This is a genomic window from Parasporobacterium paucivorans DSM 15970 (assembly GCF_900141895.1).
In the GTDB taxonomy this organism is placed as follows: Bacteria; Bacillota; Clostridia; order Lachnospirales; family Lachnospiraceae; genus Parasporobacterium; species Parasporobacterium paucivorans.
Genome location: NZ_FQYT01000003.1, coordinates 47540 through 65357, shown reverse-complemented (window position 1 = coordinate 65357; position 17818 = coordinate 47540). Strand labels below are relative to the sequence as shown.

Genomic DNA, 17818 nt, shown 5'->3' with positions numbered 1-17818 from the left:
GGAGGCATAGAAAGTGGCAAATATTAAAGAATATTACGATGTCCTTGTGGTCGGAGCGGGCCATGCCGGCTGCGAGGCGGCACTTGCGAGCGCAAGGCTTGGGATGAATACAATCATTTTTACCGTCAGCATTGAAAGCATAGCTTTAATGCCATGCAACCCCAATATCGGAGGATCGTCCAAGGGACACCTCGTGCGGGAAATAGATGCGTTAGGCGGTGAGATGGGCAGAAATACCGACAAGACATTTATACAGTCAAAGATGCTGAATAAGTCCAAGGGACCTGCTGTCCATTCTCTAAGAGCACAGGCAGATAAACAGGACTATACCAGGGAAATGCGTAAAGTTCTTGAAAATACGGATGGACTGACTATCCGGCAGGGCGAAATTACGGAAATCATGGTGGAAGAAGGAAAAATAATAGGCGCAAAAGCCTATTCTGGAGCAGAATATTATGCCAAAGCCGTGATTTTGGCCACCGGAACCTATTTGAAAGCCAGATGTATATTTGGGGATGTAAGCAGCCCGACGGGACCGAACGGTCTGCAGGCAGCCAATTTTCTGACTGCATCACTAAAGCAGGCAGGTATAGAAATCAGAAGGTTTAAAACAGGGACGCCTGCCAGGATTGACAGGCGCAGCATAGATTTCTCTAAAATGGAAGAGCAGTTTGGGGACAAACGGGTGGTGCCGTTTTCCTTCACGACAGATCCCGAATCTGTCCAGAAGCAACAGGTTTCCTGCTGGCTTACCTATACAAATGAGCAGACCCATCATATCATTCGAAAGAATCTGGACAGATCCCCCCTGTTTTCCGGTGAAATCGAAGGAACGGGCCCCAGATACTGTCCTTCTATCGAAGATAAGGTCGTGAAGTTCCAGGACAAAAACCGCCATCAGGTATTCATAGAACCGGAAGGCAATTATACAAATGAAATGTATCTTGGAGGCATGTCCAGTTCCATGCCGGAGGATGTACAGCAGGAGATGTACCGGACGGTAGCCGGACTTGAAAATGCGAAAATAGTCCGGAACGCCTACGCAATCGAATACGATTGCATAGATGGAAGACAGCTTTATGCGACTCTCGAGTTCAAGGAAATCGAAGGATTATACAGTGCCGGTCAGTTTAATGGAAGCTCCGGTTATGAAGAGGCCGCTGCCCAGGGTCTGATTGCAGGAATCAATGCAGCTCTGAAAATCCAGGGCAGGGAACAGCTTGTTTTGGACCGTTCCCAGGCTTATATCGGGGTGCTGATCGACGATCTTGTCACCAAGGAAAGCCATGAACCCTATAGAATGATGACATCCCGAGCAGAATACAGACTGCTGCTCCGCCAGGACAATGCGGACATTCGTCTTACAAAGATCGGGTTTGAAACGGGACTCATCAACCAGGAGAGGTACCAGAAATTAGTTGAAAAAGAGAGACTGATTGAAAAGGAGCTCTTGCGGCTGGAAAACACCCCAGTGGGAGCGAACAGCCAAGTGCAGGAATTTCTCGAAAAGAATAGAAGCTCCCTTCTCAAAACAGGATCTTCCCTGGCTGAATTGATCCGTCGCCCGGAACTGACTTATGAAATGCTGGCCGAGTTTGACCCGGAGAGACTTCCAGTTGCTGACGATATAGTCGAACAGATTAACATAAATATTAAATATAACGGATATATACAGCGGCAGATGAGGCAGGTAGAACAGTTCAAGAAGCTGGAAAACCGGAAAATCGAACCCGATCTGGACTATGATTCCATAGAGGGATTGCGGAAGGAAGCACGTCAGAAACTGACCCTGTACAGACCGGCATCTATTGGGCAGGCAGGAAGAATCTCCGGCGTTTCGCCTGCGGACATAGCCGTCTTGCTTGTGGCAATTGAAAATATTCGTAGAAAGTAGAGGTCCTATAATGAAATACAATCTTCAGGATTTTGCAAACAGGCTGGAGAAAATGAATGTTTCTTTATCGGATTCCCAGATGGAACAGTTCGTCAAGTATTACGAATTGCTGATTGAAAAGAACAAAGTTATGAACCTGACCTCCATCACGGATTTTGACGAAGTGATTTTGAAACATTTTGTGGATAGTCTTTCCTGTGTAAAGGCTGTCAATATGAATGGCGTAAAATCAGTCATTGATGTAGGGACGGGGGCCGGATTTCCGGGAATACCCATAAAAATCGTTTTTCCTCAGATTTCCGTAACACTCATGGATTCCCTAAGTAAGAGGGTTGGATTTCTCACAGAAGTTATCGAAGCCTTGGATTTGAGGGACATTTCCGCCGTCCATGGAAGGGCGGAGGAAATGGGTCAGGACCCCCAATATAGGGAAAGGTATGATATGTGCGTGTCACGAGCCGTATCAAACCTGGCGGTTCTTTCGGAGTACTGCCTGCCCTTTGTGGAAGAAAATGGTGTTTTTGTGTCATATAAAGCAGGTGAGATCCAGGATGAAGTAAAAGGTGCAGAGCACCCGATTGCACTGCTGGGTGGAAGAGTGGAAAGTATCACTTCTTTTGACTTGCCAGATTCGGAAATCAAAAGAACCCTGCTGGTTATAAAAAAGACCGGAAAGACTCCGGAAAAATATCCGAGAAAGCCCGGAATGCCGGCAAAAAAGCCATTGACCTAGAAGAATGTTTCACGTGAAACATTCTTCTGTTTTTTTGTAAATCTAAAATGTTTCACGTGAAACATTTTACTAATTGTTTGTAGATATTGAAACAGATAGGTGATATAATGGAAAAAAATTTAAGGGGGAAGAAATGGGAAGAATAATCGCAGTAGCCAATCAAAAGGGCGGGGTGGGAAAGACAACAACAGCCATCAACCTTTCTGCCTGCCTGGCTGAAAGAGGCAAGAAAGTCCTTACCATCGACACGGATCCACAGGGAAACACTACAAGCGGACTGGGTGTCGACAAGAACAATCTGGCCAAAACCATATACCATTTCCTGCTGGGAGAAGCCACTCTGGAGGAGTGTATAATCCAGAATGTGATTGAAAACTTGTCACTTCTTCCCTCTAATGTCAATCTGTCCGGAGCGGAAATCGACCTGATCGGCGTGGAGGGCAGGGAGTTCATACTGAAGAAGAATATCGATAAAATCAAGGAAGAATATGATTTTATCATAATTGACTGCCCCCCCTCCCTGAATATTCTGACCGTGAATGCCATGACTACGGCTGATGCGGTGCTGGTTCCCATTCAATGCGAGTATTACGCTCTGGAGGGACTGACCCAGCTTGTTCACACAATAAACCTTGTAAAGCAAAGACTGAATCCGGAATTGAAAATTGAAGGGGTCGTATTTACCATGTATGATGCCCGCACAAATCTTTCTCTGGAAGTGGTAGAAAATGTAAAGTCAAATCTAAGACAGAATATATACAAGACTATCATTCCAAGGAACGTTAGGCTGGCGGAGGCGCCCAGTCATGGTCTGCCCATAAATCTGTATGATACGAAGTCGGTTGGTGCTGAAAGTTATAGAAATCTTGCGGATGAAGTCATAAAAAAGGAGATGGAACCAGATGAAGTGCAGGAGTACACCGAAAGAGGAAGGAAAAAAGGGAGATGAATAAGACAAGGAAAACCGGGCTTGGAAAGGGATTAGACTCTCTCATACCGGAGATTGTTGAAGACAAGGCATTTTCATCGGAATCAAATGAAGGGATTCTGATGCTCAGTACAAATCTGGTAGAGCCAAACAGGGAACAGCCAAGGAAAGAATTCAACAAGGATGCTCTGACTGAACTTTCGGAGTCCATACGGCTGTACGGAATTCTGCAGCCGATCCTGGTACTGAAAAAAGACAAATATTATGAAATCATTGCCGGTGAGCGCCGATGGAGAGCCGCCAAAATGGCCGGATTAAAGGAAGTTCCCGTCATTATTAAAGACTATGACGACCGGGAAGTCATCGAAATCTCCCTGATTGAGAACATTCAAAGAGAAAAGCTGAATCCGATAGAGGAAGCGAAGGCTTATAAAAAATTGATTGATGAGTTTGAACTTAAACAGGAGGACATCGCCCAAAGGGTTTCAAAGAGCAGATCTCTGATAACCAACACCATGCGTCTTTTGAAACTGGCCGAGGATGTACAGCAGCAGCTGATTTCCGGAAGTTTATCCACAGGACACGCCAGGGCGCTTCTTGGTCTCGATAATCCGAAGCAGCAAAATGACGTTGCCCTAAAAATCATTGAACATGATCTGAGCGTACGGGAAACAGAAGCGATTGTCAAAAAACTCACTTCAGGGAAACAGAAGGCCCCGGAGAAAAAGGCAAACAACCCCATTTTCAGGGATATTGAGAAAAGCATCGAAAATATAATTGGAACCAAGGTGCGGCTGAGCCAAAAAGCAAAAGGCAAAGGTAAAATAGAAATAGAGTATTACTCGGACGAGGATCTGGACCGGATCCTGGAGATGCTCATGAAAATAGATAATTAAAAGGACATAGGGGAAATTTACATGAACAGTAAAATATTTGATTCATTGGGACTGGATGCTCTGGATCCGGCCGTTTACATTTTTGTATTGCTCGGACTGGTAATAATTCTGGTGATTATTACAATCCTTACATTAAGGGCCACAAATAAACTCAAGAAAAGATACGACAGGTTTTTAATGGGAAAAAATGCGGAAACGCTGGAAGATCTTATAAAAAACAGGTTTGAGGAACTGGAATACCTGAAGAAAGAAAATGAATCCAAAACCGCTCTGATTCAGGAAATATCAGAAAAAATCAGGATTTCTTACCAGAAGGCAGCAATTGTAAAATACGATGCCTTTAATGAAATGGGTGGAAAGCTGAGCTTTGCACTTGCCCTTCTGGACGAAAACAATACCGGTTTTGTCCTCACATCCATGCACAGCAGGGAAGGCTGTTATACCTATATCAAGGAGATTATCCGGGGTGAGTCCTATATTGTTCTTGGGGATGAGGAAAAAGAAGCGATAAATAAAGCCATTGTAAACGAATAATATACATGCTATAATGTCGTATTAAAGTGTGGCAGATCCATGGTGATTGGTTGGAGGAAAAAAATGTTAGATATAAAATTACTGAGAAATAATTTTGAAGAAGTTAAAGAAGCGATGGCTTCAAGAAATGAAGACTTCGACTTAGATAAATTCAAGGAACTGGACGAGAACCGCCGCAAACTCCTGGCAGAGGTCGAACTGCTTAAAAATGAGCAGAACAAGGCGTCTAAACAGGTTCCACTGATGAAAAAGGAAGGCAGAGACACCTCTGTACTGATGCAGGAAATGAAGGAACTTTCCAATAAAATCAAGGAATTTAACGGACAGGTCAATGATGCGGAACTGGAACTGAATAATTATATGCTCACCATTCCAAATATTCCGAACAAGACCGTTCCTCCTGGTAAGACGGACGAAGACAATGTGGAAATCAGAAGATGGGGAGAACCGACCAGTTTTGATTTTGAACCCAAGCCCCATTGGGACTTAGGTTCAGATCTGGACATCATTGATGCGGAAGCGGGCGCAAAAGTCAGTGGATCCAGATTCACCTTCTACAAGGGAGCGGGAGCAAGGCTTGAAAGATCCATAATGAATTTCTTTCTGGATACACATAACGAAAAACACGGATATACCGAGGTTTTCCCGCCGTTTATGGTCAGCCGGGAGAGCATGACGGGAACCGGCCAGCTGCCCAAATTTGAGGAAGATGCCTATAAGGTGACAGGTGATGGCAAAGAATACTTCCTGGTACCGACAGCGGAGGTGCCCGTCACAAATATGTACAGAGAACAGATATTGGACGGCAACAGGCTGCCCATCAAACATTGTGCATATACGGCTTGCTTTAGGGCTGAGGCAGGGTCAGCCGGCAGGGATACCAGGGGTCTGATCAGGCAGCATCAGTTTAATAAGGTGGAGCTGGTCAAATTCACAAGACCCGAAGATTCTTATGAGGAACTGGAGAAATTAACCAGAGATGCAGAGGCTGTGTTACAGATGCTGGGTCTGCCATACAGAGTCGTTAAAATCTGTGTGGGTGATTTGGGATTCACAGCAGCCTTAAAATATGATATAGAGGTATGGATGCCCAGCTACAACAGATATGTGGAAATATCCAGCTGTAGCAACTTTGAGGATTTCCAGGCAAGAAGGGCAAATATTAAATATAAGGACAATGTGACGGATAAGGCGAAATTTGTCCACACATTGAATGGAAGCGGAGTGGCAATTGGCAGAACAACGGCTGCAATTCTGGAGAATTTTCAGCAGGCGGATGGAAGCATTGTGATTCCTGAAGTGCTAAGAGGATATATGGGGGGAAAGACCCGTATTGAAAAAATATAGGAGTAATGAATGCATAGCTATTTAGGAGCCGTCGGATTTAAAGAAATCCAAAATATAAAAGAAGTCAGGAAACTTATTGAAAAAGTAATAAAAGATCCTGACGAGAGAAGAATGATCCATCTGGGCAACGGAGATAATATTGTTGAGATCAAAAAGGAATTCATGGATGGCATGGGGATAATTGTCCACGGATACATGGATGAAGAGGATGAATTCAACATAGAATATTATTATCCATATATTATGGGGGATTATGCCCAACCGGGCGAGGATGTCGTGGTGGAAAAGCATATCTCCAAGAACTCCCATTCCTGTATAAGCGAGGACCTGAGAGTTGGGGTTTCTTTAATATATTATCTGCAGAATAATCTGGATTATGTAAATCTTTCAGAAGAAGGCAGAAAGCTGAAAAAGAGGTATCCTGTAAGGTTCGCCGCTCTTTCCATGAATGGGACGATACTTCTTCCCATCAGGAAAACGGAAAGCGATAAACGGAAGGACAAGGTTGCATTAAAGAACCGGAAAAACCTTCTGAAAGCGGCCAAAAACGGAGATCCGGACGCGATGGAGAGCCTGACAATCGAAGATATCGATACCTATACAAAAATATCAAGGAGGATCTTAAAAGAAGACGTTTTTTCTATCGTCGATTCTTCCTTCATGCCTTATGGCGTGGAGTGTGATCTGTATACGGTTGTGGCGGATATTGTGGATGTGAAATCCATAGTAAGTCCGGAGACGAAGGAGGAAGTCTATAAAATCCACCTGAATTGTAATGAATTGCTTTTTACTGTGGGGATAAACAAAAAGGATTTACTGGGAGAACCGGAACCGGGAAGAAGGTTTAAGGGATCCATCTGGCTGCAGGGGACTGTTGATTTTAATGAATAAGTTGTTGACTTTAAGAGTGATTCAGGATATTATATATGATGTGTTTCAGATGACATCAGACTTATTTCCGCAATTCGAAGGGAAGTAAATATTTAAATAATTGTTTCCGTAGCTCAGCTGGATAGAGCGACCGCCTCCTAAGCGGTAGGCCGGGTGTTCGAATCACCTCGGGAACACCACAAATAATGCCGGAAAACCTTGTATAACAAGGAATTCCGGCTTTAATATTTTCTAAAATCTGTTATAGGAATCAGTTGATTTTTTTCTGTGAAGCCGCTTTCTCTTTCTGGCCATGGCCAGCTTTCTGCGGTAATTCTGGAAAAGGATGGCAAGAACAACCACTACTATGATAACGGGAATCAGCCAGACATTGAAATTAAAGGAGCCAGATTTTTCCGTGGCCGTTCCGTCCTCCGTGAGCAAAGGCGTAAAGGCCATGTTTCCTGCGAAGAGGGAATTGGTTTTAAGGGAAGCGGAGCCCACATTAACTCCATCATAGGAGTATTCCAGAGTTGCATACAGGTCATCATCCGGGTTTTTATCCAGGGACAGCGTTGCGGTAAGGTCCGAAAACGCTGCGTTGGAAGGAAATACGACGCTATCTTTGGAATCGATATAAACGGCCGGGTAGTCAGATTTAAAGATAGAACTGCTGCTTTGGGAATCTGAAAACAAGGTTTCACTTTCGGATACATTAGCCTTTGTAAAGTTATCAAAACCATAATTAAGGAGGCTGGTTGTGTCTTCGTACACATGGTAGCTGTCAGACCTCATGACTACGCTGATGAGGGTCATATTGTTTCGTCGGGCGAAAGTAATAAGGGTATTTCCGGACTGGTCCACGTAGCCGGTCTTTCCACCCAATATTCCCTCATAATACACGGAATTTGAAGGAAATAGCATTTTGTGCCGATTAGTCAGGTTGCGTACCTCGGCAGTCAGATTTGTGGCCCCCACGGTATGCGTGGTATTTTTTTCAATCTCTAAAAAAGAACTGTTCTTGATGGCTTCCCTTGTTATCATTGCCATGTCATAGGCTGTGGTATAATGATTTTCATCAAAAAGACCGGAAGGGTTAGTGAAATGGGAATTCAGGGCACCAGCTTCCTTGGCGGTCTCATTCATCATTTTGGCAAAACCATCGGTTGAACCGCCCACGTGCTCAGCAATGGCGTTGGCAGTTTCATTGGCGCTTGCAAGGAGAAGTCCGTACAGGCAGTCCTCCATCGTCAGTGTCTCGCCCTCTTTCATACCGATATTTGCATCGCCGATTTCAAGTGAAAAGACAGCATCGTGTGAAAATGTGACCGTTTCATCTAAGGAGGAGTTATGAAGAGCCACGAGAGCGGTCAGAACTTTTGTGATGCTGGCCGGATACATCTGGTTGTGGGCACCCTTATCATAGAGAACCGTCCCTGTTGAAGCCTCGATTACAACACCGGTTTCCGCAAAGATTTCCGGATAGGCTGGCCAGGATTCAGAAGCCGCCAGTATTTGCGTGGTATTAAAGGAAAAGACGCATGTGAAAAGTATAATAAAGGCCGAAATGGCCGTGATAAATTTTTTCATTGATATAAGCTCCCATATATAAATTTTTTCTATTTAACAATATACCACGTCTGCGCAAAAAATTCACCACAAACAAGCTTTTTAATTCAAGAAAAATAATGTATGATAATAAAAAAATATAGGAGAAAATAAATGCGATTAAGAAATGTGCGGGGCTCGAAAGAAGCCATAGCGGAAAGCCCTTATGTAATCAATAATCCGGAAGAATACCGGAATAAATGGAGGGAGGTCTTTAATAACAGCAATCCCTTATACATCGAGATCGGAATGGGAAAAGGCAGGTTCCTCACCCGGCTTGCCCAGCAGAATCCTGGAATCAACTATGTCGGAATAGAGAAATATGCCAGCGTTTTATACCGTGCCCTTGAAAAAAGGGAAAAGATGAAGATGGACAATCTGTATTTCATCGGAATGGATGCGGAAGATATAGCAGCAGTGTTTGGCGAAGGGGAAGTAGACTGGATCTATCTGAATTTTTCTGATCCATGGCCAAAGGACCGGCATGCAAAAAGAAGATTGACATCCAAGGAGTTCTTTGGCAGATACGACCGGATTCTCAGAAAGGACGGCAGAATCGAATTTAAAACCGATAACATGGACCTATTTGATTTTTCTCTGGAGCAGATACCTTTGACCAATTTCGAGATCACCGCTTATACAAAAGACCTGCATAATGATGCTATGAATGAAGGAAATGTGATGACGGAATACGAGGAGAAATTCTCCGGACTTGGACATCCCATCTGTAAACTCATTGCGGAAAGAAAAAAAGCATAATTATTATTGAGCACCCGGATGAAAAATCTGGGTGCCATGAAATTATTTGAAAATGCCGGACAAAAACTCTTGCATTTTCTGGAATATTACATTATAATAGCACTTACGTTGTGAAAAAAATAAGCGCTTCTAGCTCATCTGGTAGAGCACCTGACTCTTAATCAGGGTGTGCAGGGTTCGATCCCCTGGAGGCGCAGTCGAGTGTTTAAGCCTGGGAGGCGCAAGAACTCTAGGGTTTAGGCACTTTTTTAATTAGTGGAAGTAGGTTGAAATAAGCCGAAATAAGTGTAGTCAAAGTTTAGTCAAGGCCCATTTTGGGGGTGTAATTTAGTCAAAGTTTAGTCAAAGTTTAGTCAAAAAATTAAGCCCTTACCATTACGGTAGGGGCCTTTTTATTTGTAAATTATAATGCAATCTTTTTGTCGAACATCGTGTTTATTTTTTCTTCCGTCTTTTCCTTCTGCTCGTCCAGGTGGGCATATATCCTCATTATCATCTGTATATCTTTGTGACCCATCAGCTCTGCAGCCTTCTTTGTCGAGATCCCGGAATAGTATAGCAATGTGCAATAATTATGACGGAATGTGTAGGCGGTCAAGTCCGTGGCTTTTATCTTCTCATTGCCTCCCATCTTTGCGTTTATCTTGTTCCGTATCGCATCAAATAGGAGCCTGAAAGCAACTTTACTTATTAATCCTCCGTCACTCTTAGTAAACAGATAAAGTCCGTCTATGGTCGATATATAGCTTTGTATCTCGGAGAGGAATGCATCTGGAATGACAAGCTCTCTTTTCCCGGCCTGGGACTTCGTATCCTTTACCACAGCCTTATTCACATCAAATACAATGGCCCGGCTGATTGTGAGAGTCTTTTTTTCAAAGTCGAAATCATTCCGCATCAGGGCAATCACTTCTTCCCGGCGCAGTCCAAAATAATATAGTAAGCCGACAAAAGCAGATTCCTTTTCGGTAAAGTCGCATTTCTTCATGGCCTCCACTTCCTTATCGGTCAGGGCACGTTTCTCTGATTTTGTCTTTGCTGGAAGCTCAATATCTTCGCATGGACTCTTTTTGATGATATCATCCCGGATGGCTGCCTTTATGATTTGCCGGAGTGTCAGCATGATCTGTTCGCAGGTCCTCCTTTTGCTTCCCATATCGTTAATAATCCATTGTATATCGGAGTGGGTTACATCCACAAGCCGTTTTGTGCCTATTTTAGGGATTATATGCCCTTTAACAATCCAGGCGTACATTTGCTTAGTATTGGTGGACTTATTGCTCTTATAGGTCTTGAGCCACTTCTCGGCATATGATTCCACGGTAACTTCATCTGGCTTTTTATAGGTTCCGTTTTTTAAGTCCACTTTCGTATCAATGATTAGTTTTTCCAACTTTGCGCTGCTGGCAGCATACAGCGGAATAGATATTGCCCTTCCGTTATCATCATGCTCCCCGGTGCGTATCCGGGTGTGGTATCTTCCGTCAGATCGCGGTGTGTATTTTTGTTCTTTTGCTTTAGCCATAAAATCACCTCCCGGCTATGGCGTTATGCGTCCCAGGTATTTCCACAGCCCTGGCAGACACATTTTGTTATATGCGTTGTGGTAGTTTTATACCGTTTCGGCCTGAATAATTTAACGATAATTGCCGGGATAGTGAAAATTAACCACTTTATAGGAAGCCACCACCAGGCAATAAACAGCCAATAGATAATTCCCCGGTGCTTTGTTTTGAGCGTCATCTCCGACACTACCTGCGTATTTACATTTTCTGAATTACATTTTGGACAAGTCATATTGTCTCCCCTTCTCCATCCACAATATAGGACGGCATAAAATAAAATAAGTGATATAATAATCAGCATGGACATAAAAATTATATATCATATTGCACAAATTAGATACAATAAGGGATTGACCCTTGCCGAACTCGAAAAGATATCAGGTGTTAGTGACAGTCAGATATCCGAAATCGAGAACGGGAACAGGAATCCATCTATATTAACGCTTGCGCGGATTGCAATCGCTCTTAATGTGGATATTGGCGAATTGTTTACGATTTATCCGATATAGTGGATAGGTTATCCAAAAAATATAAAAACACATCTATCTGCGCCCCAATATCGAGCGCATCACTCACAATCATCTCGCCTCCCTTCATAATCCCCATAATATCATCTGGCAACCCTTCTCCTACTATCCTCATAGCTCGTTCCTCTTTCCCTTGTTTTATTTCTTAGCAAGCAACTTGACGATTTCCAACGCCTTTTCTTTGTCTGCTGGACTAAGCTCTTTTGTCGCATCGATTAATGCCATTGTTTCCGGATCAAGCTGCACTTCTTTGATAGGTGTCGGCGTGCGTCCGCCATTGCCCTGTAAATCTTTTAATAGTTGATAGTAGTCCATTCCAAGAATATCGCATAGGTCTTTCAGTGTGCCCAGAGTTACTTTTCTATCTCCGTCCTCATATCTGCGTATTGTCTTGGCGGTTACGTTTAGTTTGCGCGCCACATACTCAAGTGTGAAGCCGTTTTCAAGTCTAGCTGCGTTTAATCTTCTGCCTATCTCAATATATAGTGTACCTTCCATATTGCCGCCTGCCTCCTATTTTTCAATCTCACTTCATGTATAAGTGTAATCCCATTATAAGACACTATTGGACGGAATACAAGAAATATTTTTTAAAAAACGTCCAAATTGGGGTTGACACCTACACACATAAGTGCTATTCTTAAAACGTCCAATACGGACGGCTTACAAAATAATGCCAGGAGGTGATTACATGTTAGACCAGATTACTATTACAGGGGTTGTAACCCTTAAAGAATTACGGATGTTGTTCGGGATGAATCAAGAGGAATTTGCCGAATTAGTGGGCATTCCATACCGCTCTTACAGAAGATACGAACAAAATATGAGGAGTATGAGTGTCAGCAACCTTTTCCAGATTAGCGAAAAGACGGGCGTAGCTCTTGTAAATTTCAAACGTCCGTAATTTTTTTTGCTTTTCAAGCGTCCAAATTGGACGGAATCACGAAGGGAGGGAGCGCAATGAACTATCCCAAGCCGCTCATGTCTATATCAGAATTGACCGAACTGGGATTCAGCCGGGACTACCTAAAAAGGATCGTCCATCATAAACAGGCCGTCAAGTTTGCGAACAGGACCAGCCGGGGCGGTAAGTTTATAATTGATACAGAAGAATTTGAGAAGTTGAGAAAACGAGGGATTTTAATCTAAGGAGGCGATACGTATCAACCTAAAACAAGACATTTTATATCCAGCGTTAACCGGAATCGGATTGACCGCCATGATCTGCGGAATGTGGCTGTACAATGACAAGCCAGTCGAAGCGGAGCCGGTAAAAGCAATGACGGAAATTCAGACCGAAGCAGTGACAATCGAGATCCCGACAGAAGCACCAACAGAAACATCTGTATCATCAAGCATTATCTCTCCAATCGGAGAAGAATTTGACCAATGGTTATATCAATATTGTTCCGATAAAGAAATCAGCCCTTATTTAGTTTTGGCGATTATCGAGTATGAGAGCGATTATGATGCATTGGTAATCGGCGACCAGGGCAAGAGTTACGGCCTCATGCAGATTCAAATCAGATTCCACGCAGACCGGATGGCAAAGTACGGATATACCGCCTCCGATATGCTTCAGCCGATTCCAAACGTGATTGTAGGGGTGGATTATCTATTAGAGTTAATAAGTAAGGGTAATGGGATTGAATGGGCTTTATCGGCTTTTAATGGCGGGGAGCGGTACGCCTGGAACAATGCAGACAGTCCGACACGGTACGCAACGGAAATTATAGCAAGGGCGCAGGAGTTAGCATTTTACGATTAAGGAGGAAGAAATGCTGACATATAAGCCGGACGAACAGATAAATATTATGGATCTGATTCAAGAAGCGGAATAGGAGGGCCCCGCATGACCGAACCACTGAAAACCGCCTACCGCCTCATAACCACAGAAATCAACGGCATCCTGGAATGTTATGACGGAAAGCCCAGCAAGCACTCCCAGACGTATATTTATGCATTGGAGAAGGCGCAGCAGATTATTAAAGAGGTAGCCGAGCAAGAAAAAAGCCCATCAGCGGCAACCGAGGGGCAGGAACAAAAAGTCAATTAAATTATAGCACATAAAGGAGAAAAGTAAAATGAGTAAATGGATTAGCGTAAAAGAAAGATTGCCGGAGGACGAACAAAGCATATTAACCTGCTACTACGATGAATGCCTGGAGGATTTCCAAGTCGGACTGCTTGCATACTACAAGGCCGGAACAGTAATAGATAATAGGGTGGATAGACATCCAGGACACTCAAAAAGTGAAAGGGTATTTAATACACTCTTTAACAAAGAATACGAAATCATAGCGCCGGAGGATGGATTTTATATTGGAGAATGGGATATAGACGGAGATTCGGTTTATAGAAAACACAAGGATTGCATAACTCACTGGATGCCATTGCCGGAAGGACCAAGTAAAGAATTATAGCACGAAATAGGAGGAAATCAATGAAAGTTGGAGATATGGTATTTGAATTTACACTGGGCCGGAGGAATAGTGGCGAGATTATCAAGGAAGTCCAGCAGTACAACGTGATCGGGGCGAATGAGGAAAGATTTGTGATAGATAATTCATGGTTTACATCGTTTGGGGAAAATTCTCTCACAATGGGTAAGCCAGAGGTTTTCGATTGGCGCAGGGAGAACCACCTGGGGATTATCAAGGCGCATCTGTACACAGCTAACCCAAATATACAGGATGGCTTTAAGCAGTGTCAGGATGCCATAAGGGAATACTTTTTTGAATCATTAGAGATAACCGAGGCCATCAACGAGGTAACGCCATGAGGAAAGTATGGATTGAAGTCAAGATAAGGCACGCGAATATGGATATTGACATTCCGGACATGTGCGATGTGAATGATTTTGTGATTGATACAGTCAACGACTGCATGGTGGAATGCGAATGGGATTATAAGGATGAAGTGGAAGTGGGGGAAATGGAATAATGAACAATTTAGAGGTAGTAATTCAGCAGAACTTAGGTGTAATCAATTTTAACTTTGAGGAAATGAAAGCCGGAATCAACGGTATTGTATCAGCATACGAAGGTGCGGTGGTTATGGAAGAATCCATCCCGGCCGCCAAGAAAGAAATTGCTTCCCTTCGTAAAATGCAGAAAGCACTCAGCGATCGCCGTATCGAGGTTAAAAAGGCATTCATGCAGCCATATGATGATTTTGATTCAAGGGTAAAAGAACTGACCGCTTTAATTGATAAGCCAGTCAATTTGATAGACGGCCAGATTAAGGATTTTGAAGAACAGCAGAAGGCTGAGAAGAAAAAGAAGATTGAATATTTATACACAAGTTTGGTTGGCGATCTGCAAGAGTTTCTTCCCCTGGATAAAATCTACAATCCAAAATGGGAAAACAAGACCGTAAGCCTGAAGGATGCAGAGGAAGAGATGTGTACCGTCATGAGTAGTACCAAGTCAGCCATTGAAGCTATCCAGGCCATGAACTCCGAATGCACACAGGCAGCTCTTGAAATCTACAAGACGGACTTGAGCCTGAATAACGCCATCGTTTACATAACTAAGTACGAGACACAGAAGGCTGAAATCGTGGCAAGAGAGGCAGAGAAAAGAAAAGCCGAAGAAGAATCCAAGCGAGAAGCGGAAGTGGCTAGAATCCGCAGGGAAGAGCGTGACAGGGTAGCGGAGGAACAAAGAATCAGGGACGAGGAACGCAAGAAAGCCATTGATGAAATGTTGAGTGTCAAAGCCGTAGTTGAACCGGGTCCTATTCCGACATTTACGGATGAAGAAGATTTGGAAGCGCCGTTTGATGCCGAACCGCTTGAATGGATCACTCCAACAATATATGAGATAGCCGGAACGGATGACGAACTCCGCCAGGTTGAAATGTATATGAATTCCATAGGTGTTGAGTGGAGGCTGAAATAATGGCCAAGTCGCGCGCCTCAAAGCAGAACGGCTATTCCGCATTAATCGGACGGAAGAAACCGCAGAAGGTATCGGCAATGAAAGTTAATAAAGGGAAATCAAAATAGGAGGATACATGGAAAACGGAAAGATATATCAGGCCATCAGCTCCGTAATGAGCGAGATCGGGGCAATCGAAAAGAATAAGAAGAATCAGCAGCAAGGATTTTTTTACCGGGGCGTGGATGACGTAATGAACGCGCTGCAGCCGGCAATGGTTAAGCACAAGGTTTTTATTGTCCCGGAAGTGCTGGATGAAACAAGGGAAGAAAGGCAGACCAAGAGCGGCGGAACAATGTTTTATTCCAGATTAAAAATGGCTTACAAGTTTTTCACGGATGACGGCTCAAATCTTAGCGCCACAGTAATTGGGGAAGCAATGGATTCCGGGGACAAGGTTACGAATAAAGCAATGTCCATAGCGTTTAAATACGTCTGTTTTCAAGTGTTTTGTATACCGACTGAGGAAATGTTGGACCCGGATGCGGAAGCGCACGCAGTAGCGCCAAAACAAGCGCAGAAGCCACAGGCAAAGCAGAAGCCGGAACAGAAGCCGGTACAGAAACCGGAAGTGGAAAGGGAAGCGCTTGAAATCGCCATGCAGCCGATTGACTCCAATAAAATCAAAGTTATCGAATCGGAACTGACACGCATCGGCATAGCGCCGGAAGCAATTTGTAATCGTTACAAGGTGGATAGCATTGCAGAAATCACAGAGGGAATGTTCTCGACCGTGATGAAAGCATTAAATAATTCTAAAACTAAAGGAGAATAATACTATGAATCGTGTAATTTTATCAGGAAGATTAACTAAGGACCCGGAGGTCAGATATACGGATGCCGGAATGTCTATTGCATCATTTTCATTAGCTGCAGACCGCAAATTTAAGACTAACGACGGAGTGACCGCTGACTTTATCAACTGCAAGGCATTCAAACAGACCGCAGAATTTATTGAAAAATATTTTCACAGGGGCGACGGAATCGAGCTGGAAGGCAGAATTCAGACCGGAAGTTATACCAATAAAGACGGAGTAAAAGTATACACGACCGACGTAATGGTTGACAATGTGGAATTTCCAAAAGGTAAGGCCGCCGGAGAACAGGCACAGACAAACCGACCGGATCCCGGCAAGGCGAAGAACAATGAATTTATGAACATACCTGATGGCGTAGAGGACGAGGGAATGCCGTTTAACTAGGAGGAACATCATGCTGACGATACAAATTGATTCTCGCGAGAAAGCGAGAGCTATTAAGAAGATCGTGGCAGAGTTCGACCGCCAACGAGTGAAGCACTATATATCGAAATTATGGACCGGGGACTATATGTCCCTGGATAACCCAAGAGTGATAATCGACCGTAAGCAAAATCTATCTGAAATATGCGCGAATGTCTGTCAAGGACACGACCGCTTCCGCCGGGAGCTAGTGAGGGCTCAGGAAATGGGCATTAAATTAATAATCCTAATCGAACACGGTCCGGATATAAAATCCATTGACGATGTGGCGAGCTGGCAGAACCCAAGGGGCAAGATACGCATTCCGGATAAAATCGAAACGGATCCAGCCGGCAACGAATACTGGATAGCCGGAGGATGGCGAGAAACGAATGCAATGACCGGGGAAACGCTGGCAAAAGTGATGCAGACGCAGGAACGGAAATACGGGTGCGAGTTCGAGTTTTGTGAGAAAACTCAAACCGGGAAACGAATCATTGAACTGCTGGGAGGCGACACATGACCAAAGACGAAATAAAAGCAATCGTGTCTGTCCCGGAAGTGCTGGAACGGTACGGGGTAAAAGTCAAGCATGGCCGATGTAATGGAATCTGTCATGGCGGTACGGATCTAAATGCCAAAGTAAGCCGGGATTTTTATTACTGCTACGTCTGCGGAAAAGGCATGGATATATTCGACCTGACAATGCACTTTGCTCAATGCGACTTCCGGACGGCGTTTGAGTTGCTAGGCGGAACGGATAAGCCATCATTCAAGGCCAAAACACTGGCAGAACAGGCACAAAGGCGAGCCAGACAGAGGATTGAAACCGAACGAATAGAAAAGGCTGAATTAAGGCGAATATGCGACTACATCACGGTCTATCAGAATTTGATAGCAGAATCCGAGCCATTATCGGACGAGTGGTGCTGGTATCAGAATAAATTGCCATATGAATATCACAAATTGGAGTGCCACATGGAGAGGAAGTGATAA

General features: G+C 43.8%; 26 protein-coding genes and 2 tRNA genes. 23 read left to right on the top strand and 5 right to left on the bottom strand.

Annotation, left to right across the window (positions count from 1 at the left end; genetic code table 11):
- Positions 1-13 precede the first annotated feature (13 nt).
- The 8 genes from mnmG to BUA79_RS01420 all read left to right on the top strand — a co-directional run bounded on the left by mnmG (position 14) and on the right by BUA79_RS01420 (position 7402).
- On the top strand, positions 14-1894 hold the full coding sequence (gene mnmG, locus BUA79_RS01455; RefSeq protein ID WP_073992587.1) for a tRNA uridine-5-carboxymethylaminomethyl(34) synthesis enzyme MnmG: 1881 nt from the start codon (positions 14-16) through the stop codon (positions 1892-1894).
- A 10-nt stretch (positions 1895-1904) separates the two neighbouring features.
- Entirely contained in the window at positions 1905-2627 is a 723-nt protein-coding gene (gene rsmG, locus BUA79_RS01450; RefSeq protein ID WP_073992586.1) for a 16S rRNA (guanine(527)-N(7))-methyltransferase RsmG, read from the top strand.
- A 133-nt stretch (positions 2628-2760) separates the two neighbouring features.
- Positions 2761-3576 (top strand): ParA family protein, encoded by an 816-nt coding sequence (locus tag BUA79_RS01445; RefSeq protein ID WP_073992585.1) that lies wholly within the window; start codon positions 2761-2763, stop codon positions 3574-3576.
- A complete protein-coding gene (locus BUA79_RS01440; protein WP_073992584.1) occupies positions 3573-4451 on the top strand; it encodes a ParB/RepB/Spo0J family partition protein in 879 nt (292 codons plus the stop codon). The genes BUA79_RS01445 and BUA79_RS01440 overlap by 4 nt, the downstream gene beginning before the upstream one ends.
- Before the next feature lie 21 nt (positions 4452-4472).
- On the top strand, positions 4473-4985 hold the full coding sequence (locus tag BUA79_RS01435) for a DUF4446 family protein (RefSeq protein WP_073992583.1): 513 nt from the start codon (positions 4473-4475) through the stop codon (positions 4983-4985).
- A 63-nt stretch (positions 4986-5048) separates the two neighbouring features.
- Entirely contained in the window at positions 5049-6332 is a 1284-nt protein-coding gene (gene serS, locus BUA79_RS01430) for a serine--tRNA ligase (protein WP_073992582.1), read from the top strand.
- A gap of 9 nt (positions 6333-6341) precedes the next feature.
- The gene (locus BUA79_RS01425) at positions 6342-7223 is read left to right on the top strand and encodes a DUF3881 family protein (protein WP_073992581.1); all 882 of its coding nucleotides are present in this window, start codon (positions 6342-6344) and stop codon (positions 7221-7223) included.
- A gap of 102 nt (positions 7224-7325) precedes the next feature.
- Positions 7326-7402, top strand: a tRNA-Arg gene (locus BUA79_RS01420).
- Between the two features lie 52 nt (positions 7403-7454).
- On the opposite strand, the gene BUA79_RS01415 is transcribed toward BUA79_RS01420, so the two are convergent.
- Positions 7455-8792 carry a D-alanyl-D-alanine carboxypeptidase family protein gene (locus BUA79_RS01415; protein ID WP_073992580.1) on the bottom strand — a complete coding sequence of 446 codons (1338 nt, stop codon included), beginning with the start codon at positions 8790-8792 and terminating at the stop codon, positions 7455-7457.
- Positions 8793-8924: 132 nt separating this feature from the next.
- On the opposite strand from BUA79_RS01415, the gene trmB reads away from it, so the two are divergent.
- Positions 8925-9569, top strand: a complete 645-nt coding sequence (gene trmB / locus BUA79_RS01410) for a tRNA (guanosine(46)-N7)-methyltransferase TrmB (protein WP_073992579.1) — start codon at positions 8925-8927, stop codon at positions 9567-9569.
- Between the two features lie 123 nt (positions 9570-9692).
- Positions 9693-9765: transfer RNA gene (locus BUA79_RS01405), tRNA-Lys, on the top strand.
- Between the two features lie 207 nt (positions 9766-9972).
- Here BUA79_RS01405 and BUA79_RS01400 read toward each other — a convergent pair.
- Positions 9973-11094 (bottom strand): tyrosine-type recombinase/integrase, encoded by a 1122-nt coding sequence (locus BUA79_RS01400; protein WP_073992578.1) that lies wholly within the window; start codon positions 11092-11094, stop codon positions 9973-9975.
- A 23-nt stretch (positions 11095-11117) separates the two neighbouring features.
- Positions 11118-11366 (bottom strand): hypothetical protein, encoded by a 249-nt coding sequence (locus BUA79_RS01395; RefSeq protein WP_073992577.1) that lies wholly within the window; start codon positions 11364-11366, stop codon positions 11118-11120.
- Between the two features lie 67 nt (positions 11367-11433).
- Here BUA79_RS01395 and BUA79_RS12950 point away from each other — a divergent pair, with 67 nt between their 5' ends.
- Positions 11434-11643, top strand: coding sequence for a helix-turn-helix domain-containing protein (locus BUA79_RS12950; protein ID WP_073992576.1), 210 nt, complete (start codon positions 11434-11436; stop codon positions 11641-11643).
- On the opposite strand, the gene BUA79_RS12435 is transcribed toward BUA79_RS12950, so the two are convergent.
- A complete protein-coding gene (locus tag BUA79_RS12435; RefSeq protein WP_178138513.1) occupies positions 11624-11776 on the bottom strand; it encodes a hypothetical protein in 153 nt (50 codons plus the stop codon). The genes BUA79_RS12950 and BUA79_RS12435 overlap by 20 nt on opposite strands.
- 23 nt (positions 11777-11799) lie before the next feature.
- Positions 11800-12159, bottom strand: coding sequence for a helix-turn-helix domain-containing protein (locus BUA79_RS01385; protein WP_073992575.1), 360 nt, complete (start codon positions 12157-12159; stop codon positions 11800-11802).
- A 193-nt stretch (positions 12160-12352) separates the two neighbouring features.
- On the opposite strand from BUA79_RS01385, the gene BUA79_RS01380 reads away from it, so the two are divergent.
- The 12 genes from BUA79_RS01380 (at position 12353) to BUA79_RS01330 (ending at position 17815) form a co-directional block, all read left to right on the top strand.
- Complete coding sequence (locus tag BUA79_RS01380; RefSeq protein WP_073992574.1) at positions 12353-12565, top strand: helix-turn-helix domain-containing protein; 213 nt, start codon at positions 12353-12355, stop codon at positions 12563-12565.
- 56 nt (positions 12566-12621) lie between these two features.
- Positions 12622-12810: a hypothetical protein gene (locus tag BUA79_RS01375; protein WP_073992573.1), complete on the top strand. Its 189-nt coding sequence runs from the start codon at positions 12622-12624 to the stop codon at positions 12808-12810.
- A gap of 70 nt (positions 12811-12880) precedes the next feature.
- Positions 12881-13429, top strand: coding sequence for a transglycosylase SLT domain-containing protein (locus tag BUA79_RS01370; protein WP_073992572.1), 549 nt, complete (start codon positions 12881-12883; stop codon positions 13427-13429).
- A gap of 84 nt (positions 13430-13513) precedes the next feature.
- Positions 13514-13717: a hypothetical protein gene (locus BUA79_RS01365; RefSeq protein WP_073992571.1), complete on the top strand. Its 204-nt coding sequence runs from the start codon at positions 13514-13516 to the stop codon at positions 13715-13717.
- 28 nt (positions 13718-13745) lie between these two features.
- Complete coding sequence (locus BUA79_RS01360) at positions 13746-14084, top strand: DUF551 domain-containing protein (RefSeq protein ID WP_073992570.1); 339 nt, start codon at positions 13746-13748, stop codon at positions 14082-14084.
- A 20-nt stretch (positions 14085-14104) separates the two neighbouring features.
- A complete protein-coding gene (locus tag BUA79_RS01355; RefSeq protein WP_073992569.1) occupies positions 14105-14443 on the top strand; it encodes a hypothetical protein in 339 nt (112 codons plus the stop codon).
- Entirely contained in the window at positions 14440-14604 is a 165-nt protein-coding gene (locus BUA79_RS12430) for a hypothetical protein (RefSeq protein ID WP_178138512.1), read from the top strand. Before BUA79_RS01355 ends, BUA79_RS12430 begins: the two co-directional genes overlap by 4 nt.
- Positions 14604-15563 carry a DUF1351 domain-containing protein gene (locus BUA79_RS01350; protein ID WP_073992568.1) on the top strand — a complete coding sequence of 320 codons (960 nt, stop codon included), beginning with the start codon at positions 14604-14606 and terminating at the stop codon, positions 15561-15563. The genes BUA79_RS12430 and BUA79_RS01350 overlap by 1 nt, the downstream gene beginning before the upstream one ends.
- A 115-nt stretch (positions 15564-15678) precedes the next feature.
- Positions 15679-16377, top strand: coding sequence for an ERF family protein (locus BUA79_RS01345; RefSeq protein WP_073992567.1), 699 nt, complete (start codon positions 15679-15681; stop codon positions 16375-16377).
- 4 nt (positions 16378-16381) lie between these two features.
- Complete coding sequence (locus tag BUA79_RS01340) at positions 16382-16804, top strand: single-stranded DNA-binding protein (protein ID WP_073992566.1); 423 nt, start codon at positions 16382-16384, stop codon at positions 16802-16804.
- 13 nt (positions 16805-16817) lie between these two features.
- The gene (locus tag BUA79_RS01335; RefSeq protein ID WP_073992696.1) at positions 16818-17345 is read left to right on the top strand and encodes an ERCC4 domain-containing protein; all 528 of its coding nucleotides are present in this window, start codon (positions 16818-16820) and stop codon (positions 17343-17345) included.
- On the top strand, positions 17342-17815 hold the full coding sequence (locus BUA79_RS01330) for a CHC2 zinc finger domain-containing protein (protein WP_073992565.1): 474 nt from the start codon (positions 17342-17344) through the stop codon (positions 17813-17815). The genes BUA79_RS01335 and BUA79_RS01330 overlap by 4 nt, the downstream gene beginning before the upstream one ends.
- Positions 17816-17818: the final 3 nt, after the last annotated feature.